This window comes from Paenibacillus sp. Marseille-P2973, assembly GCF_018101095.1.
Lineage (GTDB): Bacteria > Bacillota > Bacilli > Paenibacillales > Paenibacillaceae > Fontibacillus > Fontibacillus vini.
Genome location: NZ_JAGQEH010000009.1, coordinates 33,287 through 60,286 on the forward strand (window position 1 = coordinate 33,287; position 27,000 = coordinate 60,286).

23 protein-coding genes and 1 tRNA gene are annotated in these 27,000 nt (G+C 50.4%); 5 read left to right on the forward strand and 19 right to left on the reverse strand.

Going from position 1 to position 27,000, the window contains the following annotated elements:
- Positions 1-18: 18 nt before the first annotated feature.
- The 14 genes from cobA to KB559_RS17320 form a co-directional block, all read right to left on the reverse strand.
- Positions 19-1,572, reverse strand: a complete 1,554-nt coding sequence (gene cobA, locus KB559_RS17255; protein ID WP_211023258.1) for a uroporphyrinogen-III C-methyltransferase — start codon at positions 1,570-1,572, stop codon at positions 19-21.
- Positions 1,573-1,577: 5 nt separating this feature from the next.
- On the reverse strand, positions 1,578-2,540 hold the full coding sequence (hemC, locus tag KB559_RS17260; RefSeq protein WP_211023260.1) for a hydroxymethylbilane synthase: 963 nt from the start codon (positions 2,538-2,540) through the stop codon (positions 1,578-1,580).
- A 3-nt stretch (positions 2,541-2,543) separates the two neighbouring features.
- Positions 2,544-3,191 carry a precorrin-2 dehydrogenase/sirohydrochlorin ferrochelatase family protein gene (locus KB559_RS17265; RefSeq protein ID WP_211023262.1) on the reverse strand — a complete coding sequence of 216 codons (648 nt, stop codon included), beginning with the start codon at positions 3,189-3,191 and terminating at the stop codon, positions 2,544-2,546.
- 241 nt (positions 3,192-3,432) lie between these two features.
- Complete coding sequence (gene hemA / locus KB559_RS17270; protein ID WP_211023264.1) at positions 3,433-4,824, reverse strand: glutamyl-tRNA reductase; 1,392 nt, start codon at positions 4,822-4,824, stop codon at positions 3,433-3,435.
- 244 nt (positions 4,825-5,068) lie between these two features.
- Entirely contained in the window at positions 5,069-5,467 is a 399-nt protein-coding gene (gene speD, locus KB559_RS17275) for an adenosylmethionine decarboxylase (protein ID WP_211023266.1), read from the reverse strand.
- A gap of 326 nt (positions 5,468-5,793) precedes the next feature.
- Positions 5,794-6,381 carry a non-ribosomal peptide synthetase module gene (locus KB559_RS17280; protein ID WP_211023268.1) on the reverse strand — a complete coding sequence of 196 codons (588 nt, stop codon included), beginning with the start codon at positions 6,379-6,381 and terminating at the stop codon, positions 5,794-5,796.
- A 213-nt stretch (positions 6,382-6,594) separates the two neighbouring features.
- Positions 6,595-7,206 (reverse strand): ribosome biogenesis GTP-binding protein YihA/YsxC, encoded by a 612-nt coding sequence (gene yihA / locus KB559_RS17285; protein ID WP_211023270.1) that lies wholly within the window; start codon positions 7,204-7,206, stop codon positions 6,595-6,597.
- Between the two features lie 14 nt (positions 7,207-7,220).
- Positions 7,221-9,557, reverse strand: coding sequence for an endopeptidase La (gene lon, locus KB559_RS17290; protein WP_211023272.1), 2,337 nt, complete (start codon positions 9,555-9,557; stop codon positions 7,221-7,223).
- Positions 9,558-9,674: 117 nt separating this feature from the next.
- Entirely contained in the window at positions 9,675-11,393 is a 1,719-nt protein-coding gene (gene lonB, locus KB559_RS17295) for an ATP-dependent protease LonB (RefSeq protein WP_211023274.1), read from the reverse strand.
- A 235-nt stretch (positions 11,394-11,628) separates the two neighbouring features.
- Positions 11,629-12,747 carry a flavodoxin-dependent (E)-4-hydroxy-3-methylbut-2-enyl-diphosphate synthase gene (ispG, locus tag KB559_RS17300; protein ID WP_211023277.1) on the reverse strand — a complete coding sequence of 373 codons (1,119 nt, stop codon included), beginning with the start codon at positions 12,745-12,747 and terminating at the stop codon, positions 11,629-11,631.
- 118 nt (positions 12,748-12,865) lie between these two features.
- Positions 12,866-14,122 carry an ATP-dependent protease ATP-binding subunit ClpX gene (gene clpX / locus KB559_RS17305; protein WP_211023279.1) on the reverse strand — a complete coding sequence of 419 codons (1,257 nt, stop codon included), beginning with the start codon at positions 14,120-14,122 and terminating at the stop codon, positions 12,866-12,868.
- A 12-nt stretch (positions 14,123-14,134) separates the two neighbouring features.
- The gene (clpP, locus tag KB559_RS17310; RefSeq protein WP_211023281.1) at positions 14,135-14,725 is read right to left on the reverse strand and encodes an ATP-dependent Clp endopeptidase proteolytic subunit ClpP; all 591 of its coding nucleotides are present in this window, start codon (positions 14,723-14,725) and stop codon (positions 14,135-14,137) included.
- A 268-nt stretch (positions 14,726-14,993) separates the two neighbouring features.
- A complete protein-coding gene (tig, locus tag KB559_RS17315; protein ID WP_211023283.1) occupies positions 14,994-16,400 on the reverse strand; it encodes a trigger factor in 1,407 nt (468 codons plus the stop codon).
- A 202-nt stretch (positions 16,401-16,602) separates the two neighbouring features.
- Positions 16,603-17,433, reverse strand: coding sequence for a hypothetical protein (locus KB559_RS17320; protein WP_244861641.1), 831 nt, complete (start codon positions 17,431-17,433; stop codon positions 16,603-16,605).
- A 263-nt stretch (positions 17,434-17,696) separates the two neighbouring features.
- Between KB559_RS17320 and KB559_RS17325 the strand changes: the two genes are divergently transcribed.
- Positions 17,697-17,770, forward strand: a tRNA-Arg gene (locus tag KB559_RS17325).
- 470 nt (positions 17,771-18,240) lie between these two features.
- Here KB559_RS17325 and KB559_RS17330 read toward each other — a convergent pair.
- Positions 18,241-19,200 carry an L-lactate dehydrogenase gene (locus KB559_RS17330; RefSeq protein WP_211023285.1) on the reverse strand — a complete coding sequence of 320 codons (960 nt, stop codon included), beginning with the start codon at positions 19,198-19,200 and terminating at the stop codon, positions 18,241-18,243.
- Between the two features lie 200 nt (positions 19,201-19,400).
- Here KB559_RS17330 and KB559_RS17335 point away from each other — a divergent pair, with 200 nt between their 5' ends.
- Complete coding sequence (locus tag KB559_RS17335) at positions 19,401-19,895, forward strand: glutathione peroxidase (protein ID WP_211023287.1); 495 nt, start codon at positions 19,401-19,403, stop codon at positions 19,893-19,895.
- 125 nt (positions 19,896-20,020) lie between these two features.
- Here the strand turns inward: KB559_RS17335 and pstA are convergent, their stop codons facing one another.
- The 4 genes from pstA to KB559_RS17355 form a co-directional block, all read right to left on the reverse strand.
- The gene (gene pstA / locus KB559_RS17340) at positions 20,021-20,902 is read right to left on the reverse strand and encodes a phosphate ABC transporter permease PstA (RefSeq protein ID WP_211023289.1); all 882 of its coding nucleotides are present in this window, start codon (positions 20,900-20,902) and stop codon (positions 20,021-20,023) included.
- Complete coding sequence (gene pstC / locus KB559_RS17345) at positions 20,899-21,798, reverse strand: phosphate ABC transporter permease subunit PstC (RefSeq protein ID WP_244861646.1); 900 nt, start codon at positions 21,796-21,798, stop codon at positions 20,899-20,901. The genes pstA and pstC overlap by 4 nt, the downstream gene beginning before the upstream one ends.
- Before the next feature lie 119 nt (positions 21,799-21,917).
- Positions 21,918-22,778 (reverse strand): phosphate ABC transporter substrate-binding protein, encoded by an 861-nt coding sequence (locus KB559_RS17350; RefSeq protein ID WP_211023291.1) that lies wholly within the window; start codon positions 22,776-22,778, stop codon positions 21,918-21,920.
- Positions 22,779-22,803: 25 nt separating this feature from the next.
- A complete protein-coding gene (locus KB559_RS17355; protein WP_211023293.1) occupies positions 22,804-24,228 on the reverse strand; it encodes a stalk domain-containing protein in 1,425 nt (474 codons plus the stop codon).
- A gap of 272 nt (positions 24,229-24,500) precedes the next feature.
- Here KB559_RS17355 and KB559_RS17360 point away from each other — a divergent pair, with 272 nt between their 5' ends.
- From KB559_RS17360 to KB559_RS17370, 3 genes are all read left to right on the forward strand, one after another.
- Complete coding sequence (locus KB559_RS17360) at positions 24,501-25,232, forward strand: ABC transporter ATP-binding protein (RefSeq protein ID WP_211023295.1); 732 nt, start codon at positions 24,501-24,503, stop codon at positions 25,230-25,232.
- A complete protein-coding gene (locus KB559_RS17365; protein WP_211023297.1) occupies positions 25,229-26,263 on the forward strand; it encodes an ABC transporter permease in 1,035 nt (344 codons plus the stop codon). The genes KB559_RS17360 and KB559_RS17365 overlap by 4 nt, the downstream gene beginning before the upstream one ends.
- 63 nt (positions 26,264-26,326) lie before the next feature.
- Positions 26,327-26,995, forward strand: a complete 669-nt coding sequence (locus KB559_RS17370; protein WP_211023299.1) for a TetR/AcrR family transcriptional regulator — start codon at positions 26,327-26,329, stop codon at positions 26,993-26,995.
- Positions 26,996-27,000 lie beyond the last annotated feature (5 nt).

Below are 27,000 nucleotides of genomic sequence, written 5' to 3' on the forward strand. Positions count from 1 at the left end.
CATTTTAAGCCTGTCGGCCTAATCTATGTTTTCTTCTTTCTTTTTCCATTCGCAGAGGGCGGTCACCAAACTATCGATCGTTGCCTCCTCCGCAAGTGTGCCAATGTGAAGACCAGCCTCCTCGGCCGTTTTGGCGGTAACGGGGCCAATGCAGGCGATTTCCGTTCCCTGCAAAGTCTCTGCCGGGTTTTCGAATCCCATTCGTTTCATGGCACCGAGAAAATTGGTAACGGTAGATGAACTCGTAAAAGTGACGGCATGAATCCGGCCTTCCCGAAGCAGCTTGACCAGTTCATCATCTTCTTCCCCGGTAGGAACCGTGGCGTACATAACGGCTTCAGTCACAGCGAGTCCTTGCTCGCGGAGCGTCTCCGGCAGCCAAGTGCGCGCCAAGTCGCCGCGAGGCAGCAGAACCTTTTGGCCTGCTTGCAGCGCTCCAGCGAAGGCTTCCATCAATCCCTCGGCCTGATACCGGCCCGGCAGCTCCTCCGCAGCTATTCCGTATCTCCGCAGCGCTTCCTTCGTTGCGGGACCAACGGCGGCAATACGGGACTTATGCAGCGAACGAATGTCTTTTCCCAGCCTCTCCAGGTGTTTGAAGAAAAATTCAACCCCGTTGACGCTGGTGAAAAAAGTCCAGTCATACTCTTCCAGAGAACTCAGAGCCTCGTCGGTTTCTTTCAAAGCTGTCCCTGTCGGCATCTCAAAGTCAATAACGGGGAATTCATAAGATTCTCCCCCGAGATCCTCGATTTGCCGGACCAATTCGCTAGCCTGGGCACGGGAACGAGTGACCAGAATCCGTTTGCCGAACAAAGGCATGAATTCCGCCCATTTCAACTGCTCACGCTGAAGAACGACTTCCCCTACAACGATAACGGCAGGGGGCTTGAAGTCGGCCTCGAGTACTTTCTGCTCAATGTCGACAAGCGTACCCGTCAGTGTTTCCTGTTCCGCCCGGGTTCCCCAGCGCACAAGAGCAACTGGTGTCTCCGGCGATCGGCCGTAAGAGATAAGCTGCTTGCTGATGTACCCGATTTTTGCTACGCCCATCATAAAGACTAGCGTGCCCGTTGCGTTAGTTACCTTTTCCCAATTGATCGACAAATCCAATTTATCGGGGCTCTCATGCCCTGTAATAATCGAAAGCGAGGACGCCATATCCCGGTGCGTTACGGGAATTCCGGCATAAGCCGGGACCGAAATTGCTGCGGTAATCCCAGGGACGATTTCATAGGGAATTCCATGTTTGCGAAGCAGCTCCGCCTCTTCTCCCACGCGTCCAAAAATCGTCGGATCTCCGCCCTTCAGGCGAACCACCGTTTTGCCGGTCAAGGCCAGATCAACCAGAAGCTGATTGATATCCTCCTGCTTCATCGTGTGACGATCGGTTCGTTTGCCGACGTAGATTTTCTCGGCTCCTCGCTTCATTTTCCCAAGCAGGCTCGGATTGGCGAGGCGGTCATAAACGACCACGTCCCCTTTCATCAAACAATCAAGCCCTTTTAAAGTAATCAGCCTTGCATCGCCGGGACCTGCCCCGACCAAGTAAACTTTCCCCGTCTTCCCCATTACCATCACTCCTCAGCTGCCGCCAAAATTTCGCCCGCTCCTCTGGATACCAATTTATCCGCAACGCTTTGCCCCAGCAGTACCGGATCATTCCCGGCCATGCTCTCCTTTAAAACCAGGCGCCCATCCGGCGTTCCAACCATCCCGGTCAGTACCATTTCACCGGAGAGGCCGTCTTCACTATCCTCTTGTTTATTTTTACCCAAAACCGCATAGGCTCCGATCGGAACCTGACAGCTTCCTCCCAGCACACTAAGGAAGGTGCGTTCGGCCGCAACCGTCAATGCGGTTTCCGGATCATTGTAAAGTGAAAGCAGGTGACGGACTTCCTCATCGTTTTCCCGGCATTCGATACCGAGCGCCCCTTGGCCTACCGCTGGCAAACAAATATCTACAGGCAAATAGGAGGTGATTTTGTCCTCCCATCCCATTCGGAACAATCCGGCAGTAGCCAAAATAATGGCATCAAAGCCCTCCGTCTCCAGTTTGCGAAGACGGGAATCAATATTTCCCCGGATCGGCTCGATGACGAGATCGGGACGATAGGCGCTAAGCTGACTGGAACGTCTCAAGCTGCTTGTGCCTACCTTGGCTCCTTGAGGTAGTTCGTCCAAACTTATCCCCTCCCTGGAGATAAATGCATCGCGGGGATCAACCCGTTTCGGCACGGCCCCATTTACTAATCCTTCCGGCAGTTCGGAAGGCATATCCTTCATGCTATGTACCGCCAGATCGATTTCCCCGTCCAGCATCGCCTGCTCGATTTCCTTGACGAATAATCCCTTTCCTCCGACTTTGGACAAAGTAACGTCCAGAATCCGGTCTCCTTTGGTTACGATCTTCTTGATCACAAAATCATACGGCAGCCGGTGTTCTTCGCAAATCGCCTTCAGAGCCTCGATCACGTGGCCCGTTTGTGTCAAAGCCAATTGACTCTGTCTGGTTCCTACTATAATGGTGCGTCTCATCCTTCATTCCTCCCGTTGTTGATCTATCCATGCATCCAGCTCTTCCTTGCTCCAAGGATGGAAACGGCCTTCCCGAATGGATGCCAATATGTCCATTTCTGCCAGCAATTTATATAGTTTGGCCCGAAAACCGGCATCTTGTACCCGGCCCTTGACCACAGATCTGGCAAAACTCAGAAAATCCACGTAAATTTCATACTCACTTCCGTATCGTTCGTCAATCTCCCGGCTCAGCATCCTCGAAGCACCCGGTCCAGCCCCGGATGTAGAAACAGCCAGAATCAATCCTCCGCGGCGCACGATGCTTGGCGTAATAAAAGATCCTTTGCTTCCGTCACCCGTATGGTTCACCGGAATGCCGAGTTGTTCGGCTTCCCGTACGACCGCTTCGTTAATATCCGGTTGATCCGTCGCGGCATATGCCAAAAAGGCTCCGTCAAGATCGCCCTCCCTGTAGTTCCGCATCTCCCAAATCAACCGTCCGGCGGACTGATCGCTTTGCAGCCGATTTGTTGCATCAGGAGCAACTACAACCACCACCGCCCCCGCTTCTATTAAGGAAGCCGCTTTGCGCTCCGCTACCGGACCGCCTCCAATTATGACGCACCTGCGCCCTTTCAGCTTCAACATAACAGGAACATAATGTGTCATCGGTTTACCTCCCGGGACGGCTAATCAGAATCAGGCTGCGACCAAGTTCAGGACGAGCCAATCATTGTGCAATGTGTATAGCATACTGTACGCTGCACCTTTTTTCCAGCAGGTCTTATTTCGACCGCAAGGAGGATTCCCAAACTGCTCTTCGAATAGAAATAAGCCCCGTGCCAGTCGTTCTCCCCCGGATGCATCCTCTGCATAACCGGGAATATAACGTAAGCCCAGGGCGTGTAAATTATACCGATGCCTGTACCAAGGACAGCGCCGGTTTTTCCTGCTGCGATACCTTCTCTTCCTTGGCAGCTTCGAATACTTCTTGCGAAGCACCGCTTGCCATCTCCGATTCCGCCAGTCTTTCCATCTGCTCTTCCAAAGAGAAGATTTGGGTGAACATGTTCAGCGCCTCGGCACCGTTCTCTTCGCCCGCCAATTCCTTGATGCGGTTAATCGGATCATGCATCATTTGATTAATAATACTTTTGGTTAATCGCCGGATGACCTTCCGTTGACGTTCGTCAAGCTCCGGAAGCTTATTGAACAAACTCTCGAGCGTGCTTTCATGGATGGACGAGGACTTCTCCTGCAAAGCGCGTATAACAGGTTTTACGCCCAACGTCTGAAGCCAATTTGCAAAGGAGGAGATCTCTTCCTCGATCATGTCCTCAATTTTCAGGGCTTCGCCCCTGCGCATCTCCATATTGCTCTCCACAATGCCTTCAAGATCGTCAATATCGTACAAAAATACATTCTGCAATTCACTGATCGCCGGATCGATATCTCTCGGAACCGCGATGTCGATCATAAACAGCGGACGGTCCGGCCGCTGTTTCATGCTTTGAGCGACTTGAGCGGAAGTAATGACATAGCCTTCAGCTCCTGTAGAGCTGATCAGAATATCCACTTCTTCCAACCGCTGCATCGCCTCCTGCATGGAACAAGGAGTACCGCTGAATTTAGAGGCCAGCTCCTGAGCCCGCGCAAAGGTTCGATTGGCGACGATCACCTCTTCGGCCCCTGCGCCGCTTAAATGCTTGGCCGTTAGCTCACTCATCTTTCCGGCACCCAGGATCAGAACTCGCTTGCCGCTAAAGCTTCCAAATACGCGTTTTCCCAGCTCTACCGCTGCATAGCTGACGGAAACCGCACTTTCTCCGATCGCCGTTTCCGAGTGCGCGCGTTTACTGAGTGTCACCGCCTGTTTGAACAGCATATTAAACCATGTTCCTGTCGCCTTCTCACTCTGCGATAAAAGAAAGGCGCTGCGGACCTGACCCAGGATTTGCGTTTCGCCGAGCACCATGGAATCCAGGCCGCAAGCAACCCGGAAAAGATGACGTATTGCCTGCTCGTCCTCATACATATATAAATGTTTGGTGAATTCCTCACGTGAAATCCCAAACCATTTTTCCATAAAACTACGAATAAAATACCCGCACATGTGCAGCCGATCCACGACTACATATATTTCCGTCCGGTTACAGGTAGCAATAATGACGCCTTCCAATACACTTTTGGTGCGTAAGAGCTCCTGCAGCGCTTGTGGCATATCTTTTTCTGCAAACGAAAAACGTTCTCTGACTTCCACAGGCGCCGTCCGATAATTCAACCCGACTACGACAATGTGCATTGCAAGTTCACCTGCCTCTAAGAGATGTCAAAGCATCATGTGTAAACAAACTATGTTAATTATATCACAGGGGGTAGTCCGTTACCCCGCTGTTTCTATGATTTTTTTATGAATTATTTATGAACTATGTTCCAAACAGACTTAAATTAATAAGCATTGCTCAGCAAGTAAAATAAATAACCATGGAAATTTTCCATGGTTATATCTTAGTTTACCCATTTTTCTTATGTTATAAAATCGCTCTTTAAACAAGCTCTACTTGATTCACTACAGGCGTGACCACTTCGAGTTCACCCAAACCGCGAATTAATTTCTTAGCAAAATATTTCTCCGGTTGTAAGACGGTCACCAGGTAATCGATCGCCAATTGCGGGTCTACAGTTTCTCCGCAAGTGTAACAATCAATCGCAGCAAAACCTCTCTCAGGATACGTATGAATCGAGAGATGGCTCTCCGACAGTAAAACAAGCACCGTGGCACCTTGTGGTTCAAACTGTCTGGCTTGCACCGACATCACCGTGGCTCCGCAAGCTTCGGCTGCTTCCACCATATGAGCTTGCAGCAGATCCGCGTTGTTCAGAACCTCAAAATCGACTCCCCAAGTATCAACAGCAACGTGTCTTCCGAAAGTTGAATATTCCATCTTCCGGTTCCCCCTTCCTAGGAATAAAATGTTTGAAAAAATTTCATCCGCTAGGACCTACGTCATTCACTTCCCGAGGGAAATATCTCTCGCAACATCTCCATGTCCTGAGTGAATCCTGGTTCCTATATTCTTTTCAACGAGATTAAAAATAACATCTATCGGGGACAAATGCAACACTTTTTTGGCCCCAGGTAAATATTATTCTTCTTCCTGCCGGATTGTGCGTAAACACGCTGTTTTTCAGACTTTCGGCATGAAAAAACCCGCCGAAAAGTGGACTCTGTTCGACGGGCCTGAATTGTTATTCCATTGTGTGATTGGCGTTATGCTTCCAAGGCGAATAATCGGCGGGTATGTCCGCGAAGCTCGTCGTCAATCCGGTTCACTGCATCGGGGTCATTAGCGATAATGCGTTTGTCGAGCAGGGTATTGATGCTGCCGTGAATGTATTCAATCTCCCGTTCCACATCATTATTCCGATAGATCCTTTGCAATTCCCCTAAAGTATCCTTTAACTCAAACACTAATTTGTACGAATCCTTGGAGTACTCCACGATTTTGCGGACCCGGCCATCCTGATAATAATACATCATCATGAATCCGTTATAAATTCTCGTAACCATTCCGGAGCCCTTGAAAGCGGCGAACAAAAGTCTCATGACATTTGTTAAATGGGGTTTTTCCAAGCGGAAAGACAATTCACAGACATAATAACCGTCCCTGCGGTCAAAAGGCAGATGGACTTCTTCCCCGCCGTCATCCTCCAGCACCACCTCTTGACTGCCGTTCTCCAGCACCTTCACTCGCTGGCGGACATGAGGATCATACACTTTGTGAATAAACTGCGACATCTGGACTTCCGACAAACGCAAACTGGCATTAACATACTCTGTGGCTAACCGCTGAGCCATAAAAATCTCCTCAATTCTTTTAATCCTTTTAAATAATTATACACTACTCATTAAATCATTTGCTCAGCGGTTAAAACGTGAAATCCTGCCATTTTTCAGAAAAAACCGGATTAATCCGTTTTTAGCTGTAAAAATCCCCTTGCATGCTCACTTTCCTACCTATCATTCTTCAAATCCCTTCTCGATCCATCGATTCAGGCTATTTCCTCCTGTTTATTCCAATGTCTCGTCCAGGCTATCCGGGAAAGCAAACGAGGAAATCGCGGACCAAAGTTCATCCCGACCCATGCCTTCCTCGGACGAAAACATAATGATTTGATCACCTGCACGCAGGACCAGCGCCTCCCTGATGACTTTCAAATGCTTTTGCCACCGGGATTTTGGAATTTTATCGGCTTTTGTAGCGACTACGCATACAGGAAGATCATAGTGCTTTAGCCAATCGTACATCAATTCGTCGTCCTTTGAAGGCGGATGCCGTAAATCGATCACGAGCAGGACAAGCCGAAGCGTCTCGCGCTCCAGCAAGTACTTCTCGATCATCTTGCCCCATACCTCGCGCTGTGTTTTGGATACCTTGGCATAGCCGTACCCCGGAAAATCGACAAAGTAGACCTCATCATTAATGCGGTAATAGTTCAAATGTTGGGTTTTCCCGGGGGTCGAGCTTGTCCGGGCCAAATTTTTGCGGTTGATCATGCGGTTGATCAGTGAGGATTTCCCCACGTTGGAACGCCCTGCCAGAGCAACTTCCGGCAAGGCGTCCTCAGGATATTGACTGGGTCCAACCGCACTGATCACAAACTCTGCGTTGGTTATTTTCATCGTTACGATCCTCTCTATTGCAGTCCGGATTGTTCCACAAGCGCATGCTCCAGCACCTGATCCATATGGGATACCGGTACAAAAACCACGTCTTCCTTCACACTGTCCGGAATGTCGCGCAAATCGCGCTCATTGTCTTTCGGCAGCAGTATTTTTTTGTAGCCCGCCCGGTGAGCGGCGAGCGATTTCTCCTTCAATCCGCCGATTGGCAGCACCCGGCCGCGTAACGTAATTTCGCCGGTCATCGCAATGTCCTTCGATACATGCCGGCCCGTCAATGCCGAGATGAGGGCCGTCGCAATCGTAATGCCGGCCGATGGGCCGTCCTTCGGAATTGCGCCTTCGGGGATATGAATATGGATGTCATTCTTTTCGTAAAAGTCCGTAGATATGCCAAGCTCCGACGCCTTGGAGCGTGTATAACTGAACGCCGCCTGCGCGGATTCCTTCATGACATCTCCGAGCTTCCCGGTCAAAATCAGCTTGCCGCTGCCCGGAACGACGGTGACCTCGATCACCAGTGTTTCTCCGCCGACCTCGGTCCAGGCCAGCCCGGTTACCGTACCGATCTGATCTTCCAGTTCGGCTATGCCGTAGCGGAATTTCGGTACTCCCAAATAATCCTTGATATCTTCGGGACCGATCTCTATCCGCTCCAAACCTTCGGAGACAACCTTCTTCGCAGCCTTACGGCAAAGCGCGGCGACCTGCTGCTCCAGATTCCGCACCCCGGATTCACGGGTGTATTCCCGGATCGTTCGCAGAAGGGCATCCTCGCCGATTACTAGCTGTTCCGACTCCAACCCATGCTCCCGTTTTTGCTTCGGAAGCAGATAACGGGTTGCGATTTGCAGCTTCTCCAGCTCCGTGTAACCCGGGATATAAAGCATCTCCATCCGGTCGAGCAATGGACGCGGAATGTTATGCACCGCATTGGCGGTCGTAACGAACATGACGTTCGACAAATCAAACGGCACTTCAATAAAGTGATCGCTGAACGTGTTGTTCTGTTCGGGATCGAGCACTTCAAGCAAGGCCGACGAAGGGTCGCCGCGGAAATCGGAGGCCATCTTGTCGATCTCATCCAGCAGGAAGACCGGATTCAAGGTGCCCGCCGTCTTCATTCCCTGAATAATGCGGCCCGGCATCGCACCGACATAAGTGCGGCGGTGTCCGCGAATTTCGGCCTCATCCCTTACGCCGCCCAGGGAAATCCGGACGAATTCCCGGCCCAGCGAACGGGCGATGGAACGAGCCAGCGAGGTTTTACCTACCCCCGGAGGACCAACCAGGCAAAGAATCGGACCCTTCAGCTTCTTGACCAGCTTCTGAACGGCCAAATACTCAAGAACGCGTTCCTTAGGCTTATCAAGTCCGTAGTGGTCTTCATTCAACACCTGCTCGGCTTTAGCCAGATCGAGGTCATCCTCGGTCTTATTGTCCCAAGGCAGACTGAGCAACCAATCCACATAGTTCCGGATGACGCCGCCCTCGGCGGAACTTGCCGGCATTTTCTCCAGCCGGTCAATTTCCTTTAGCGTCTTCTCGCGCACTTTCTCAGGCAGATTCTTTTCTTCGAGCTGGGCCCGAAGCTCCTCTACCTCGCCGGCGCGCCCTTCCTTCTCGCCAAGCTCCTTCTGGATCGCCTTCATCTGTTCGCGAAGGTAATATTCCTTCTGCGTCTTCTCCATCTGCTTCTTGACGCGCTGGCTGATTTTCCGTTCAAGCTCAAGCACTTCACGCTCATTATTCAAAATATCAAGCAGCTTCTCAAGCCGCATTCTGACATCAATCGTCTCCAGAATCTCCTGCTTATCCTTGATCTTGAGAGATAAATGACTGGTGATCACATCCGCCAGCCGGCCTGCCTCTTCGATGTCCGATACCGCAGCAAGCGTCTCCGGAGTCACTTTCTTGGATAAATTGATATAATGTTCGAATTGGGTAAGCACCGTGCGCATCAGAGCATCCACTTCCGGATCGAGAGAATCTTCCTCCGGCCGCTCCTCCGCGATTACCTCGTAATAATCTTCATTGACCAAATATTCCACGATTTCGGCGCGCTCCATGCCTTCCACCAGCACTCGAATCGTGCCGTTCGGAAGCTTTAGCATCTGCCGGACCTTCGCTACGGTACCGATACGAAAAATATCTTCCTGGGTCGGCTCTTCAATGTTCACTTCGGATTGAGAACAGAGGAGAATCAGATTGTCATCGACCATCGCCTTTTCCAGCGCCTTCACAGACTTTTCCCGGCCTACGTCTAAATGCAGCACCATACTAGGGTAGACGAGAAGGCCGCGCAAGGGCAGCAAAGGAAAACGACGGCCTTTGGATTTATGGGCTCCCATCGCTTTCGCACCTCCAAACGTTCTCGTTAGATATCATTCCTATTTTAGCAAATGTTACATGAAAACACCAATGAAGAGCGGCTGCTCAAGTGGCAGCCGCCCAAGTAAAACACGACGTTACATCACTCCACCCGATGGGGGAGATTCCGCATGGAGGAAGGAAGCCGGAGCCGGAGCGGGCGCAAACAGCTCTCCGCCTGCGATTAATCCAAAGTCCTTCTCCGCTTCTTCTCCGAATACGTGCAGGAACACTTCTCCCACGGATTCGACCGGAATGACCCGCAGTCCTTCCAGCCCTTCGAATAGGCTTTGCCAATTATCCTTCGGAATCAGCACCGTCGTGGCTCCAGCCTGAAAGGCAGCTTCCACTTTGGCGACAACGCCGCCGACCGGCTTCACTTTGCCATGGATTCCGATTTCTCCGGTCATCGCGACGCGGTGATCGACCGGAATCCGTTTGATTGCCGAGGCGATTGCCGTCGCAATGGCCAGCCCGGCGGACGGTCCGTCGATCGGCGTCCCCCCGGGAAAGTTGATATGGATGTCATACCCTGACGGGTCGAGCCCGATTCGCTTCAAAACGGTCAGCACATTTTCAACAGAGCCTTTAGCCATGCTCTTGCGCCGCAGCGTGCGGCTGCCGCCTCCGATTTCTTCCTCATCGACCACGCCGGTGATGTTGTAGGTTCCCTTCCCTTTCTCTACAGGGACCGCCGTAGCCTCGATATCAAGCAGCGTCCCCATATTGGCGCCGTACACCGCCAGCCCGTTCACTACCCCGATTTCAGGCTGTGTCGGAATTTTACGGTCCGGACGCGGAATCAGCTGACTGCTGGTCGCTACCCATTCGAGATCGGCTGCTAGCAGATGATCCCGTTTTTCCGTCAGTGCAAGGCCGGCAGCCAATTGAACCATATTGACCGCTTCGCGGCCATTCGTCGCATATTTCTTAATGACGTCAACGGCTTCCGGACAAGGCTGAAATCCGATCCGCTTCACGGCGTCTTCCGCAATTTGCGAGATTTCCTCCGGCAGCAGCGGCCTAAAGTAGATCTCCATGCAGCGCGAACGAAGCGCTGGCGGAATTTCCTGCGGCGACCGGGTTGTCGCACCGACTAATCTGAAATCCGCAGGCAGCCCGTTCTGGAAAATATCATGAATATACGCCGGTGTGCCGGTATCTTCCGAATTGTAATAGGCGCTTTCCAAGTACACTTTACGGTCTTCCAGCACCTTCAGCAGCTTATTCATCTGAATGGAATGCAGTTCACCGATTTCATCGATGAACAAAATCCCGCCATGAGCCTTTGTAACGGCCCCTGGCTTCGGCTGCGGGATCCCCGCCACGCCCATGGCTCCGGCTCCCTGATAAATCGGGTCATGCACGGACCCGATAAGCGGATCCGCAATGCCGCGCTCATCAAACCTGGCGATCGTAGCATCGATCTCCATGAACTTCGCCTCGGCTTTAAACGGAGAAGCCGGGTTCTTCTTGGCTTCTTCCATGACTACCCTGGCCGCGGCGGTTTTACCGACCCCAGGGGGGCCGTAAATGATTACATGCTGCGGATTGGCACTGCAGAGCGCGGCCTTTAATGCGCGAAGCCCGTCCTTTTGACCAACGATATCGGTCAATGAAGCGGGACGCGTTCGCTCCGCAAGCGGCTTGGTAAGCGATATCGCCCTCAGCTTGCGCAGTTTCTCCATTTCCTTGCGCGATTCTCGGTCTACCGCCGTACGGTTCCCTTTTTGGCTGCGCAGCTGATTCCAGAAATACATCCCGATCACTACGCCAAAAAATAATTGAACGGACATCAGAATAACACTCAATTCCATTGTCACAGAGCCTCCCCACTTTAACTGATACTTGGTAGTATAGCCTTTTCGCTCCATCATAAAACGGGGAGTTTGAAAGTGAACGGGGTATGTCACAAATTTTCTGCTTCGTTGAGTCCGTCGCCTACCCTAAGAAACCATCGCCCTTGCCATAAATGCAAAAAAACTGCAGGCCGTATATAGAATACAGCCTGCAGTTCCATTTCACGCATATTAATATGCGAATCCATCCATTTTAGTTACTCGGTACCGCCCGATGCTCTTTGCGGCCGGGAATCTCTCCCGTCGCTTCGTAAACCTCGACGATATGATCGATTTCCTTTTTCAGCTCGGAGAGCAAATCCGCTTCCGGTACTTTACGGATCATCTCTCCGTAACGGAACAGAAGGCCTTCTCCCCGTGCACCCGCGATACCGATGTCGGCTTCGCGAGCCTCGCCGGGACCATTTACGGCGCAGCCCAGCACCGACACTTTAATCGGCACCTTCAGATTCGAAATATAATCTTCCACCTCGTTGGCGATAGAGAACAAATCGATATCAAGACGCCCGCAAGTAGGACAGGAAACCAGGGTAGCCGCATTCGTAATCAGTCCGAATGTCTTTAACAGCTCGCGAGCTACCTTCACTTCCTCCACCGGATCCGCACTGAGTGAAATGCGCAGCGTAGAACCGATCCCCATGGACAGCAGCGCTCCGATTCCGGCTGCGCTCTTAACAGTACCGGAGAACAGCGTTCCGGCTTCCGTAATCCCGAGGTGCAACGGATATGGAATGACCTCAGCAGCCTTGCTGTAAGCGGCGATGGCCATCGGCACATCCGAAGCCTTCAGCGAGACGATGATGTCATAGAAATCCAATTCCTCCAAAATACCGATATGAAAAAGAGCGCTCTCCACCATCGCTTCAGGAGTCGGATAACCGTATTTCTCCAACAGGTGATTTTCCAGAGAACCTGCATTAACGCCGATTCGGATCGGAATCCCGCGCTCCTTGCAAGCTTTTACTACAGCTTCAACCTTTTCACGGCGCCCGATGTTACCCGGATTGATCCGGACCTTGTCGATGCCGTTCTCAATGGCCATCAAAGCCAATTTATAGTTAAAATGAATATCGGCGACGAGCGGAATGTGGATCTGCTTCTTGATCTCTTTGATTGCCGCCGCCGCTTCCTCATTATTTACCGTCACACGTACCACCTGGCAGCCGGCTTCCTCTAAACGGTGAATTTCCGCCACCGTAGCGGCAACATCCGCCGTTTTGGTCGTACACATACTCTGGATGATCACTTCATTACTTCCGCCGATCGTCAGATTCCCGACCTTGACCGGCCGCGTATCTTGTCTCAGGAACATTTCAGGTCTCCCCCATAACGCCAAAGCTCCACCCCTGCATAAAGAGGTCGAAAAAAGAACCTCTTTGTTGCAAAGATGGAGATTTCGGCATTTATTTTGTCGCGGATTCGGCTAAGCCTTACGCGCTCTCTTCTTGTTTCTTGTCTTTTTTGTCCTCTAGCTCAGGCACCGTTTTCTCTTGAACGACCTTTTCGGTAATGACGCAATCCGTAATGTCGTCGCGGGAAGGCACCTCATACATCACATCCAGCATAATGCCTTCGATGATGGCCCGAAGTCCGCGGGCACCGGTATTGCGTTTGATCGCTTCGCGGGCGATCGCTTCCAGCGCTTTCGGTTCGAACTGGAGATTAACGTTGTCCAGCTCAAGCAGCTTTTGATACTGCTTCACCAAAGCATTCTTCGGCTCGGCCAGAATGCGGACCAAAGTCTTCTCGTCCAAAGGCTCCAAAGTCGAGATAACCGGCAAACGACCGACGAATTCGGGAATCAAGCCGAATTTCAGCAAGTCTTCCGGCAATACCATCGACAAGTATTCACCCGGTTTCAAATCCTTTTGTCCATCGCTGACGGCGTTGAAGCCGATCACCTTTTTACCGATCCGGCGTTTGATCATCTGCTCCAGGCCGTCAAAGGCACCGCCGCAAATAAACAAAATGTTCGTCGTATCGATTTGGATGAATTCCTGGTGAGGGTGCTTGCGTCCGCCTTGCGGAGGAACGGAAGCGACCGTGCCTTCCAGAATCTTCAGGAGGGCCTGCTGCACGCCTTCCCCGGAAACGTCGCGGGTGATGGATGGATTCTCCGACTTGCGCGCCACTTTATCGATTTCATCGATATAAATAATGCCGCGTTCCGCCTTCTCCACATCATAATCGGCAGCTTGAATCAACTTCAACAGGATGTTCTCTACGTCTTCACCGACATAACCGGCTTCCGTAAGGGAAGTCGCATCGGCAATCGCAAACGGCACATTCAAAATTTTAGCCATCGTCTGCGCTAACAGCGTCTTACCGGAACCCGTAGGTCCAAGCAAGAGAATGTTACTCTTTTGCAGCTCGACGTCTTCAATTTTGCTTTGCGTATTTACGCGCTTGTAATGGTTGTAAACGGCAACGGAAAGAGACTTTTTGGCCTGTTCCTGCCCGATTACGTATTGATCCAGAATGTCGCGGATTTCCTTCGGCTTCGGAATCTCTTTCAGATCGAGCTCCTCTTCATGGCCGAGTTCCTCTTCCACGATTTCCGTGCACAATTCGATACATTCGTCGCATATATAAACGCCCGGTCCGGCAACGAGTTTCCGGACTTGTTCCTGCGATTTGCCGCAGAACGAGCATTTCAACTGTCCTTTTTCGTCGTTGAACTTAAACATGTAAACACCCCTTTAAGATTTAATGGGCTTGTTGATGACCTGGTCGATGATCCCGTAGGCCTTAGCCTCTTCCGCGCTCATAAAGAAATCGCGATCCGTATCGCGCTGAATTTTTTCAAGGGGTTGACCCGTCCGGTCCACATAGATCTGATTCAGCTTCTCACGTGTCTTGATAATCCAATCGGCATGAATTTTGATATCCGCCGCCTGACCTTGAATTCCTCCGAGCGGCTGATGAATCATCACTTCGCTGTTTGGAAGCGCGTAACGCTTGCCGGGAGCGCCTGCCGTAAGCAAAAGCGAACCCATGCTGGCAGCCATACCCATGCAGATGGTCGACACATCAGGTTTGATATATTGCATCGTATCATATATACCCATCCCGGCAGTAACAGAACCACCTGGAGAGTTAATGTACAGATGAATGTCTTTTTCCGGATCTTCCGCGGCCAAAAACAACAATTGGGCAATCACGAGATTGGCTACGTCATCGTCAATCGCGTTGCTGAGAAAAATAATGCGATCCTTGAGCAGTCTCGAATATATATCGTAAGACCGTTCTCCCCGGTTAGTTTGTTCTACGACCATAGGTACCAGACTCATGTGACCAACCTCTTTTCTTTTTTGAAATTTCTTATGCCCAAACATATTTTATCACGTTCAAAGGCGCATGTCATTTTTCACACATTACAGTTTATGTCCTTGGGAATACAATATGTAACCAGAGCTTTGTCCGGATAACCACTTGGAAATAATTGTATGTCGAAAAGTGAAAAATTAAGGCACGCATTTTATATATACGTGCCTTAACATTTGCTTGTGTTATTACTCCGCGAGTTGCTCGAGCACGGAATGACAATTTTTCTACGTCTTACTTATCTTCAGCTGCAGTTTCTTCCTCTGCTTTTGGCTCGGCTTTAGCTGCTGCTTTTTTTGTTGTTTTCTTGGCTGGTTTTTCGGATTCTTCCGATTTCTCAGCTTTTTCTGCTGGAACTTCTTTCGCGTTCTCGATCAGGAATTGAATCGTTTTGCGAAGAAGCACATCCTCATTCAAGCTGCCCAGGGAACCGTTAGCGGCAAGAATGTTACGGATTTCTTCAGGGCTGCGTTTGTAAGCATCGGCCATATCCTGAAGCTCTTTGTTGATTTCTTCTTCCGTAGCTTCGATCTTCTCGGCTTTGGCGATTTGCTCCAGAACCAGGTTGTTGCGTACGCGTTTCTCGGCATCGTTCGTCATCTGACCTTGCAGGTCTTCGATCGTTTGGCCGGAGAAACCAAGGAACATATCCAGGTTCATGCCTTGAGCACGAAGACGGTTGTCGAAATCGCGAACCATGTTTTGAACTTCGCTATCGATCATAGCTTGCGGAATTTCAACTTCTGCGTTTTCGCCGATTTTGTCGACGAGTACGCGCTCGCGTTCTGCTTCGCCTTCTTTTTCCTTACGGGATTGCAATTGTTTCTTCAGGTCTTCTTTATACTCGTCCAAAGTGTCGAATTCACTAACATCTTTAGCAAACTCATCGTCCAGTTCAGGAAGCTGTTTGCGCTTGATTTCGTGAACTTTCACTTTAAATACCGCTTCTTTACCTGCCAATTCTTCAGCATGGTAAGTTTCCGGGAAAGTAACGGTTACGTCCTTGAAGTCGCCTGTTGCAAGACCCACAACTTGCTCTTCAAACCCAGGAATGAAAGTGTTGCTGCCAAGTTCGAGCGAGTAACGCTCAGCTTTGCCACCTTCAAATGGAACGCCGTCTACGGAACCGTCGAAGTCAATTACGACAGTATCTCCGTTTTGTGCAGCTTCTTCGTCGATGACAACGAGTTCAGCATGACGCTCTTGCATACGAGTAAGCTCTTCGCTCAGTTCTTCTTCGCTGACTTCAACGTCAGTTGCAGGAACTTCGATTCCTTTGTAATCGCCAAGCTTCACTTCAGGTTTAACAGTTACTTTGGCTTTAAATTTGAAAGCTTGTCCTTTAGCGAATTGTTCTACGTCCACTTCCGGGCGGTCTACCGGGAAAATATCAGTTTGATCAACCGCTTCAGTATAAACTTCAGGAAGCAAAATATCGATGGCGTCTTGGTACAAGCTTTCCACGCCGAAGCGGGACTCAAAAATAGCCCGAGGTACTTTACCCTTACGGAATCCAGGTACGTTTACTTTCTTTACTACTTTTTGAAAAGCTTTATCCAGTGCAGCGGTAACACGTTCCGCTTCCACTTCGACCTCGAGTACGCCGAGGTTCTTCTCTATTTTTTCCCAAGTTGCTTTCATTTTATGCCTTCCCCTCCAAATTTCACTATACTTAAAATACTGAAACCGAATCGCGCGATAAAGCAGCTACCTTGGTTTCAGTATAGCTGTCTTAGTCCACGTTCAGAATAACCACTACATTATAAACAACAATACAGCTTTTTACAAGGCCCGTTCCATGGCATCGCAGCCGCATTATAGGATATTTTTCAAAAAAAATAGTTTAACCGTTGGCGCCGGCCGCCACGAATTGGCGCATGGAGCGGTACGCCTGCTCGTAACGAAGACGTAGGCTGTCCGTAATTCCATATAGATTGCGCAGCTCCTCGTCTCCGATTCCGCCGGGCAGGCTGTCGGCCACCGTTTGATGCAGCGCCGCCGCCCAAATATCGATCATGGCTTCCTCTTCGACCAGCAGCGATTTGTAATCCATCGTTCCATAGATTGCCATTACAAATTGAGTCCACAGCTCCTGTGCAAAATAAAACAGAGTCGGATCATGCACCTGCGTCTGGTCCCCAACCCGCTCCAAAACAGTCTGAACCGGCTGCGGAAATTCTTCCGGCCTGATCGGCACCGTTTCAATCTCGATCTCTACATGCTCGCCGGAACGAAAAAACCGTATCAAGCCTTGAGTCCCCCTGCGTCGCAGCGTTTGCAAAACCCGGTATTGCAGCAGAGGATGCAATTCTGTGCTTTGCAGCCAGCCGATGAGCGCCTCGTCAACTTCCGGCTTGTCCAGATAGGACAATTGCTCCAAGGCCAGAAACGTGTGCTCGGACATCGGTTTCTCCATAACCGTATGAAGAAGCTTGTCGGCGTAATTTACATCTTCCGCAAGCTTTGCTTCAACATGCTGCCTGGCCATGGATTCCTCGCCTTCTTCATCGTCCTCGTAACCGCCGGATTCACTCCCCTGCAGCATGGGAAAAGCATCGGTCAGCCAGTCCAGCAAAGCCTGCCATTCTTCGTAAAGCCTCGGGTCCTGTCCCTGGCATTGCAGCAAAAATTGAAGGAGCTCCGAAGCTTCAGAATAACGCTCCGTCTCCAGCATCCTAGTTAGCTCTATTTGATAAAAATCCAAAGTTTTTGGAAATAAAACAACGTTGTTGTCATTCTCGCTCTGATGATTACCGCTAATAATGGGACCTCCCTTCGTCCGGTCTAATTCATTTGAGATTATAGCATAGAGAATATAGAAGACAAAAATCAGTCTTCAATTGTACTTCTCCGTCCAAGATAGCAATTAACCTATTGCATATACTATCTGACTGTGATAATATATTTTTTGCTTCTGTTTTTTGTTTTATATGTCATGTCCCAGTAGCTCAGCTGGATAGAGCAACGGCCTTCTAAGCCGTCGGTCGGGGGTTCGAATCCCTCCTGGGACGTAGTCAAGAGCCGGTTCATTGCGAACCGGCTTTTTTCGTCCCTGGGGATGAGAACCCCTACAGGGGTTCGTCGGAGCGAGGCTATTCGCGCTTAGCCGGAGGCGCCGAGCGGAGTCTCGCGCTGGGGCGCGAGTATCCCTCCTGGGACGTAAAGTTAATGCTCTCCTTCGGGAGAGCTTTTTGCGTTCCAGGAGGGTGAGAACCCCTACAGGGGTTCGTCGGAGCGAGGCTATCCGCGCTTAGCCGGAGGGGCCGAGCGGAGGCTCGCGCAGGGCCCGATCGCTCTATTGGATATTTCCAATGAAAATGGCTACAATCGGCCGATTTTCCTCAGTTAATTGGAATTATCCAATGACTTGGCCAGATTTTATATAGAAACTGCGGTTCTCCGCAGAATTCATTGGAAATATCCAATCGACAGCTTCTAACCGCCACCAGCTACTAACTGTATTTATCAGCACAACCGGCAGTTATTCACCCTTCCGGGGAAGATCCTGGATGGCGCTTCGCAATATGGAACAGGAATCGTCGAATTTTTGTTGCTCCTCATCTGTCAAATTGAGCTCCACCACTTCCTGGATGCCGCCTTCTCCGATGATAGCCGGGACGCCGGCGCAAACGTCGCTTTGTCCGTACTCGCCTTCGAGAATGGCGGAGATGGCGATAATTTTATGTTCATCATTCAGAATGGAACGTACGATGTAGGCGAGCGCATTCCCTATTCCAAACTGAGTGTTGCCCTTCCGCGTGAAAATCTCCCATCCCGCATCCTTCGTTTTGCGCGCGATCTCGTTAAGGTCCACATCTTTGAAACGTTCCTTATGCTGGTCAAGGATTTGCAGTATCGGCTTCCCACCGATCGTCACATGGGACCAGGCCACAAATTGGGACTCGCCATGCTCTCCTAGCGCATACCCGTTTACGCTGCGGGGGTCGATGGAGAAAACGTCGGACAGCAGGGTTTTCAATCGCGCCGAGTCCAGCGAGGTTCCTGTGCCGATCACTTTGTGACGAGGAAGTCCGGAAGCCTCACGTACAATATAAGTCACGATATCCACCGGATTCGCGGCCACGACAAACACGCCGTCAAAACCGCTGCTCATGATCCGGGATACGATGTCCGAGGTGATTTTTTTCGCGTCCTCCAGTACATCCAGTCTCGTTTGCCCCGGCTTTGGATTGGAGCCGGCGGTCAGTACGACTACGTCGACATCCCTGCAATCCTCCAGATTACCGGCATGGACTTTTGTCCGGGTGGAAGTAAAATCCATGCAATGCGATAAATCCAGCGCCTGGGCCACCGCGCGGTCATAGGTCCGATCCACCATCATGATCTCATCGCAGATGGACTGATTGATCATCGAATATGCACAGGCCGCCCCGACGAGCCCTGACCCCACGATAGTCACTTTTCTTGATTTCCTGGCCATCTTCCCGCCTCCATTTTCAACCGGTTCCGATTTCTATGTTCAAAAGAATATCTTCCTAAATTATAACCGGAATCGACATACGTACTCCAATGATTTACTTTCATATTTTTTACACTTTTAAGTCTATTTCACGCCAAATTGAGTTTCGTTCTACTAATCAGTTAAAATTGAAGATATTACATAAAAATGGAGGCGATAGAATGAGTCAATCGATATATAATTTCCAAGTAAATACCATCGACGGAAAAGAAACCACGCTCGAGCCGTACAAAGGTCAGGTTCTGCTGATTGTCAACACGGCCAGCGCCTGCGGACTGACCCCGCATTACAAAGGGCTGCAGCACCTATACAGCACTTATAAGGATCAGGGCTTCACCGTGCTCGGTTTTCCCTGCAATCAGTTCGCCGGGCAGGAACCCGGGACTGAGGAAGAGATTAAAAACTTCTGCGACTTGAACTATCAGGTAACCTTCCCGATGTTCAGCAAAATCGACGTGAAGGGCGAAAACGCTCATCCGTTATACAACTATTTGGTAGAAAACACCCCTGAGCCTTACCGTACAGGCGATATCGAGTGGAACTTCGTCAAATTCCTCATCGACCGTCAAGGCAATATCATCAAACAGTACAGTGCCCGCACCGAGCCGGAAGCATTGGAAGAAGACATCCGCCAGCAGTTGCAAAAAGCAGAATAACATGCCGGAAAGTATCATTGTGGTCCCACAGATCCCATAAGTCTCACAACCCTGAACAAATAAAAACCGCTGTATTGCAAGAGAGGGTAACCATCCCCCGCCACTTGCGAATACAGCGATTTTTTTTAGCGTTTTAACTTCCGGTTGTTAAACCAAAGCGGCACGCGGAATAACAGATTGATCAGCAGCACCACGAAAACCAGCACCGCTGCGGACTTATCCGCAATCTGACGGGCATCCTCCACGATCGCCTCGGAGTTGACATACCAAAGGTGGACCGCCAACGTCTCGCCCGGCGAGAATAAATTGAAGTCCCACATCTCACCGGATGTACTAAGGCCTGCTGTCAAAATAATGACAGCCGATTCCCCAAAAGCCCGCCCGGCCACAAGACAGATGCCGGTGACAATACCATCCATCGCCACAGGCAGAACGACGGATCGGATCACCTCGAACTTCGTCGCGCCGAGCGCATACGAAGCGTTACGAAGATCGTCCGGAACCGCCCGGACGGCTTCCTCCGTTACCCGTGCCAGCATCGGCAGATTAAGAAAAGCAAGGCTTACCGCGCCGCCCAGAATCGTCAGACCGATGCCGAGCAGCTCGGCGAAGATCGCTAAGCCCAATAGGCCGAAGACGATGGACGGAACGGAGGACAGCGACTCGACGCAGATGCGAAGCACTTCCGTAAACCGATTCTTCGGTGCATATTCGGCCATATAAATGCCGGCCCCTACCCCGATCGGGATAGAAATGATCAACGACAAGATCAGCACGTAGAAGGAATTGAACAGCATGGGGCCGATACCGCCGCCAGGATCGATTTCTTCGGGGAGCTTGGTCAGGAAAGACAGAGTAATTCCCGGTAATCCCTTCCCCAAAATCGTGAACAAGAGCCAAAAAATCAGGAGCAGTACCAGCGCGCCGAGCCCGTAAAAACAAGCCGTTGCGATCCGGTCCAATCGCAGAGCGCGAATCTGTTTTCTTGATGCGCTAAACCGGTTCATGATTCAGCCCCTCCCTTTCTTCCAAGGTATCGGATAACCAGAATGAGCGCGAAGGAAATGAGGAGCAGCAGGAAAGCCATCATATGCAGAGCGTAATTCCATGCCGAATCAAACTCGACGTTCGAGATTTGCATCACGATATTGCTCGTCAGTACTGATGAGGGCGTAAATAATGTCTTAGCCAACTGGGGCGTATTTCCGATCACCATAACTACGGCCATGGTTTCCCCGATGGCCCGAGTCATCCCGAGAATCACCGCGGCCACGATCCCCCGGCCGGCCGCCGGCAAGACAACCCTGAAAATGACCTGAAGACGGGTTGAACCAAGCGCATAGGCGGCCTCTCGGTATTTTTTCGGGACGGCTCCGATCGCATCGTCGCTAATTCGGCTGATCGTCGGCAAAATCATGATCGTCAGCACGATGGCGGCCGCCAACAAGCCGTCCCCTAATCCTTCGCCGCTCAGTTCACGCAGGAATGGAAGCAGGACGGTTAATCCGAGATAACCGTAGACGATCGAGGGGATGCCCACGAGCAGATCCAGAACGGGCCGGATGGCCTTTTTCATCCATTTCGGCGCAATCTCCGCCATAAGAATTGCAAGCCCAACGGAAATGGGAACAGCCATAATCAAAGTCAGCAAAGTTAAAGACAGCGTATTTAAAATAAACAGAGCGGCTCCGAATCGCCCCTCTTCCGGCGTCCAGTCCAGCGAGAAGAAGAACTCGGCCGGAGAAACGTCCCCGAACACAAGAATCGCTGTTCTTCCTATAAAGAAGATAACCAGTGCCAGAACGGCACAAAGAGTCAAAATGCTGAACAAAAAGTAATTTTTAAAAAGCTTGTTTAAAAAAAACGCCTTGTTAAACCGTCTGGTCCTACGGCGATTGGGCATAGGAGCCGAGTCTGCGCCCTCCAGGTTGCCGGCTTGATGAACTGGCATGCTCACGATAGTTTCCTCCCATACAGCGGCCAGCCCCGAAGTTCAGGGCTGGCCGGGTTACGATAACAAGATTATTTCATGGCGGAGATCGGAATGAATTTGAGCTTTTTCAGAGAGCTTTCTTGGAATTTTTTGCTTTGCACGTATTCGATAAACGCTTTGGTCGCCCCGGTTGGCTCACCCTTGGTCATGTAGTAACCGTAGGACCAGATTTTGTATTTGCCGTTAATGACGTTTTCGGTAGTCGCCGCAACGCCGTCATGTTTCACAGCTTTAATGTCGCTGCCGCTGATGTACGTAAGGTCGATGTAACCGATCGAATTCGGAGTCGTTGCCACAGCTGTCTTCATGTCACCGCTGGATCCGACTTCCTTGTAGTTCTTTTCTTTTTTCACGATGTCGCCGCCGCCCAGCGCTTTGGCCTGGTAATTGACGCGCGTGCCGGAACCGAAGGAACGGGTGATTACCACAATGTCCTCATCTTCTCCGCCAACGTCCTTCCAATTCGTAATTTTGCCGGAATAGATGCCCTTAAGCTGCTCGGTGGTCAAGTTGTCGACTTTTACGCTTTTGTTTACGATCGTGGCAAACGGAATAACGGCGACCTTATTGGCCACTTGGCCGTCGAATGCTTTAAATCCAGGCACATCAACGCTGGCATCCCAGTCGCATGCTCCGATATCGGCGATTCCTTTCTTTACGGCCTGCGGGCCGGTAACGGAACCTTTCCCGCTGGCAGAGATTTTAACCTTCGGATGGAGTTTTTGGAATTCCTTTCCCGCCTGCAAAGTGAGCGGCAGTAATGCTGTCGAACCATTGATGGTGATTTTACCTTTCAAAGTGTCTTTGGCTCCGGCCGTACCCGCGATCGCAGACGACAATAATAAAGCAGACGCTACTGTGAACAATGATAATTTTTTAAATAATTTCATGGATGATTCTCCTCCCGATTTCGGTCTATTTGGTTAATTCCGTTCCTTTGCCATCCTGTACCAACACAACTTTGCCTTCGGCAATCAACGCGATGGCCCCAGTTTTGGAAACCGTCAATTCGCTGACATCTTTATCCGTACTGTACAGTTCGGTTTTAGCGCCCGATGAAGCTACTTCATATACCTTACTGCCGTTGTCCGACGCTGCCAGCACGAATAGTTTGCCTCCCGACACCACAGCCGAGACGACATCCAAATCAGCCGCCAAATCCGTTACGTTATTTCCGTCCGCAGAAACGACCTTCAGCAAGCTGTTCTGAATCACGCCATCCGGATCTGCGCTTACGTAAACGGCTCTGCCGTCCGCCAGCAGGGAAAGGTACAGCTTATTGTAACTATCCTTGGTCAACTGACGAGGCTTGGAATCTTTGGTGGCAAGGTCCAGCGAGAACACTTGAGTACCGGCGTTGGAATAGTCGATTTTAAGCGACTCCTCCGTGCCTTCTTTATCCGTTTCAGCTTTTCCCGTCACTTGTACGAAATAGATCACTTTTTTTCCATCTTCACTAACCTGTACGCCGGATTTGTTCTCCACTTTATCCGCCAGCACCTCGGTCACTTTGCCTGTATCCACGCTTATGTATGCAATCTTCTCCTGTTTGTCCCCTTGGATAAAATAAATGCTCTTCCCGTCCTTGGACCAGAACAGGTCCGTCTTAACCGAAGTATCTTTACCGAGCTGCTTCACCAGCCCGCTAACCGTATTCAGCAAATAAAGTCCGCCGCTCTCACTCGTAAAGGCAGCCTGGGATCCATCCGGGGATACTACCGCTCCGACCGCATTTTCATTTGAAGAAAAGACTTCATATCGGCCACCCGAATCCAGCTTGATCAATTGCGGCACTTCTCCATCCTCTTTCGCGGCAATCACGTTCCCTGCGGCATCAAAAAACGGCAGATCAAATTGTCCGGACAAGCGGCCTACACTAAGAAGTCCCTTCGAAGGCAGCAGTTCTCCGCCCAACGCTTCAACTACAGACGACAGTTCGACGTAAACCGTTCCGCCAATTTGTTGCGGGGCCGTTCCGAATTGCCCGGTTTCTCCGTTTACACTGTAATCCTTGGAGCCGATTTTAAGGCTTAATTCGTACTGTTGGGATGCATCCTTGATAACCAAACTGCCTCCGCTAAGCTTGATATCGGCGCCCAAAGCGTTTGCCAGATCCCGTAGCGAGTAAAGCGTTGTTTTCCCGGATGTCACTGCTTTAACGGAGACTTGAGTACCATCGACGGTAAGTTTAACGGTTGCCGTTTTGCTTTGGGCAGCTGTTGCTTTGGTCCCCGCATTCCCGGCTTTTGTACTGACGGCGGCTCCCGCGGTACCGACTGCCGTGGCTGAGGCCAATAGAGCAGTTGTTAGAACCATACCGAGCATTTTACTGTTTTTCATTCGGTTCACCCTTTTTTTATGATTTTGTGTCCGGGTCCCGCAAAGTACGAGATCTGCAGTCGAGAATTTATGTTACTTTGTGGGGTGATGAATAGGTATATTGTGCTATGCCTTGATTGTCGTACAGAATTGTTAATTCAATTCTCCGGGATTGTAATACTTTGTAAAATATTTAAAAAAATCATCTCTTTCATTTACATTTAGCGTGCTTAAGCATATATTAATAGTGAGTACTCACTCATTTTTATGAACACAACTTAGGAGGCTGCTAAATGTCTCATAATGAATCAGTTATTCAAGCGACCCATGTCGGTAAACGTTTCGGAAAGAAAATGGTTTTGAATGATATTTCGCTCGAAGTCCGGCCGGCCGAGACGTTCGGTTTGCTGGGCCCTTCGGGGTCCGGTAAAACCACGCTAGTCAAGCTGCTGACAGGGATTGATACCGTCAGTTCCGGCGAGGTCCGCATATTCGGGACGGTCATGCCCAAGCTGAGCATGCTTCGTCAAATCGGATATATGGCGCAATCCGATGCGCTTTACACCGAGCTAAGCGCTCTCGAGAATCTCGAGTTTTTTGCGGCTCTTTACGGAATGAAAGGTCCTCGGCGCAAAATCAGGATCAGAGAAGTCATGGAGATCGTCGCCCTTGGCGATGATTTGCACAAAAGAGTGGATCAATATTCAGGAGGTATGAAACGAAGATTGTCGCTGGCGATCGCTTTGCTGCATGAGCCTCCGCTGCTCGTCCTCGACGAGCCGACCGTCGGCATCGATCCTCTGCTGCGGCAGTCGATCTGGAGCGAGTTAAAGGCCTTGAATGCCAAAGGCACCACGATTCTCATGACTACGCATGTAATGGACGAAGCGGAGAAATGCGACCGCCTCGGCATGATCCGAAACGGCGCTCTTCTCGCTGCCGATACACCGTCCGCCCTCATCTCGCAGGCCGGCAAACAAACAATCGAAGAAGCATTTATTTATTACGGAGGTGGAGAGTCATGAAAATCTGGGCAATCATGTTACGCATTCTTCGTCAATTTCGCCGTGATAAAAGGACGCTGGCCCTCATTTTCATTGCTCCACTCGTAGTATTGACCTTAATGCACCTGGTATTTAACGGGAAAGATTATGAACCGAACCTGGGTATCGTCCAGATCCCCGCCCCTTTAGTCACAAGCCTGGAAAAACAGGGAGCCACGATTTTTACTTATGAGGACAAGGAGAGAACAGATCAGGCACTCGACGAACGAAAGATAGATGCGATAATCACCCAGTCAGGAAACGGGCTGGACGTTAAGCTGGAAGGAAGCGAACCGACTGTAAACAAATCCGTACTAATGCTTTTGCAAAAGGTGTCAAGAGAGCTTCAGCCGGATGTGAACGGAGCGGCAGATAAGATGAATGTTTCCTATCTTCATGGATCGGAAGATATGACGAGCATCGACCAGTTCGGACCGATCTTGATCGGATTTTTCGTATTCTTCTTCGTCTTTCTTATCGCCGGGGTGTCCTTCCTGCGCGAACGTACAACCGGAACACTAGAGAGACTCCTCTCGACACCGATCAAGCGCTGGGAGCTGGTGGTCGGATATGTCGGCGGCTTCGGCATCTTCACGGTATTTCAGGCACTCCTGATCTCATGGTTCTGTATCCAAGTGCTCGGGATCCTCATGGCCGGTTCCTTTGCCTTCGTCTTGCTGCTGACACTGCTTTTGTCGATGACCGCTTTAACCCTCGGGACATTGCTGTCTGCGTTTGCCAACAACGAGCTTCAGATGATTCAGTTTATTCCGCTCATTATTGTTCCTCAGCTCTTCTTATCGGGTCTTTTCCCGTTGGAAACTCTTCCGGAATGGCTGCAGCAGCTAAAAATTGTTATGCCGCTAACCTACGGGACCGAGGCGCTCAGTGAGGTAATGATTCGGGGCAAGGGATGGGATACGATTGCAGGGAACATATTCGTTCTGATCGGTTTCTCGCTTGTGTTCATGCTGCTGAATGTGCTCGCCTTGCGCAAACACCGCAAGATTTGAATAGATCCCTCCCCCTTATGTTAATATGAGGTAACAATAGTCATTTGCAGGAGGAATCAAGTTATGCCGCAGCAGGAACCCGTGGAGCCCGTCGATCAGTGGATCCAGGAAATCGTTAAAATGAGCGACGAAAAAATGACCGAAAAGCAGCTCAGAATCGTGCAAGCCGCCGTGGAGGTATTTGCCGAGAAAGGATACGCCTCTTCCTCCACCAGTGAAATCGCCCAGAAAGCGGGAGTGGCTGAGGGAACGATTTTCCGGCATTACAAGACGAAAAAGGAGCTTCTGATTTCCATCGTTTCCCCCATGATGAGCAAGCTGCTTGCCCCCTTTGTCTTGAACGAATTTAAAGAGGTGCTGGAGACCGACTACCCTACGCTGGAGGACTTCCTGTACGCTGTGGCGGTCAATCGGATGAATTTTGCCCGTAAGCACCTCAAAATCATCAAAATTATGCTGCAGGAAATTCCGTTCCAGCCCATGCTCCAGAAAGAATTCAAGCAGCATATCGGAACCAGGGTATTCAAGCGCTTCATGGAAATTATTGAACATTTCAAAGCTAAGGGAGAGGTCGTCGACCTGCCTACCCCTGCCTTGCTTCGTTTTGCCTCGACGGCCATGATCGGTTTGTTTGTTACCCATTTTCTGGTGGTGCCGGAAGCACCTTGGGATGAGGAACAGGAGATTCGTCATACGATCACACTGATCATGAACGGTATGGCCACGAAATAATATAA

Coding starts and splice junctions, on each gene's coding strand:
- KB559_RS17365 (WP_211023297.1), top strand. CDS start 25,229: ATGAAAATCTGGGCAATCATGTTACGCATTCTTCGTCAATTTCGCCGT.
- clpP (WP_211023281.1), bottom strand. CDS start 14,725: ATGAGTCTGGTACCTATGGTCGTAGAACAAACTAACCGGGGAGAACGG.
- pstA (WP_211023289.1), bottom strand. CDS start 20,902: ATGAACCGGTTTAGCGCATCAAGAAAACAGATTCGCGCTCTGCGATTG.
- KB559_RS17280 (WP_211023268.1), bottom strand. CDS start 6,381: ATGGCTCAGCGGTTAGCCACAGAGTATGTTAATGCCAGTTTGCGTTTG.
- tig (WP_211023283.1), bottom strand. CDS start 16,400: ATGAAAGCAACTTGGGAAAAAATAGAGAAGAACCTCGGCGTACTCGAG.
- yihA (WP_211023270.1), bottom strand. CDS start 7,206: ATGAAAATAACCAACGCAGAGTTTGTGATCAGTGCGGTTGGACCCAGT.
- cobA (WP_211023258.1), bottom strand. CDS start 1,572: ATGGGGAAGACGGGGAAAGTTTACTTGGTCGGGGCAGGTCCCGGCGAT.
- pstC (WP_244861646.1), bottom strand. CDS start 21,798: ATGCCCAATCGCCGTAGGACCAGACGGTTTAACAAGGCGTTTTTTTTA.
- speD (WP_211023266.1), bottom strand. CDS start 5,467: ATGGAATATTCAACTTTCGGAAGACACGTTGCTGTTGATACTTGGGGA.
- hemA (WP_211023264.1), bottom strand. CDS start 4,824: ATGCACATTGTCGTAGTCGGGTTGAATTATCGGACGGCGCCTGTGGAA.
- KB559_RS17335 (WP_211023287.1), top strand. CDS start 19,401: ATGAGTCAATCGATATATAATTTCCAAGTAAATACCATCGACGGAAAA.
- ispG (WP_211023277.1), bottom strand. CDS start 12,747: ATGTTCCTGAGACAAGATACGCGGCCGGTCAAGGTCGGGAATCTGACG.
- KB559_RS17350 (WP_211023291.1), bottom strand. CDS start 22,778: ATGAAATTATTTAAAAAATTATCATTGTTCACAGTAGCGTCTGCTTTA.
- KB559_RS17360 (WP_211023295.1), top strand. CDS start 24,501: ATGTCTCATAATGAATCAGTTATTCAAGCGACCCATGTCGGTAAACGT.
- lonB (WP_211023274.1), bottom strand. CDS start 11,393: ATGGAATTGAGTGTTATTCTGATGTCCGTTCAATTATTTTTTGGCGTA.
- KB559_RS17265 (WP_211023262.1), bottom strand. CDS start 3,191: ATGACACATTATGTTCCTGTTATGTTGAAGCTGAAAGGGCGCAGGTGC.
- KB559_RS17320 (WP_244861641.1), bottom strand. CDS start 17,433: ATGCTGGAGACGGAGCGTTATTCTGAAGCTTCGGAGCTCCTTCAATTT.
- hemC (WP_211023260.1), bottom strand. CDS start 2,540: ATGAGACGCACCATTATAGTAGGAACCAGACAGAGTCAATTGGCTTTG.
- lon (WP_211023272.1), bottom strand. CDS start 9,557: ATGGGAGCCCATAAATCCAAAGGCCGTCGTTTTCCTTTGCTGCCCTTG.
- clpX (WP_211023279.1), bottom strand. CDS start 14,122: ATGTTTAAGTTCAACGACGAAAAAGGACAGTTGAAATGCTCGTTCTGC.
- KB559_RS17330 (WP_211023285.1), bottom strand. CDS start 19,200: ATGGCCAGGAAATCAAGAAAAGTGACTATCGTGGGGTCAGGGCTCGTC.
- KB559_RS17370 (WP_211023299.1), top strand. CDS start 26,327: ATGCCGCAGCAGGAACCCGTGGAGCCCGTCGATCAGTGGATCCAGGAA.
- KB559_RS17355 (WP_211023293.1), bottom strand. CDS start 24,228: ATGAAAAACAGTAAAATGCTCGGTATGGTTCTAACAACTGCTCTATTG.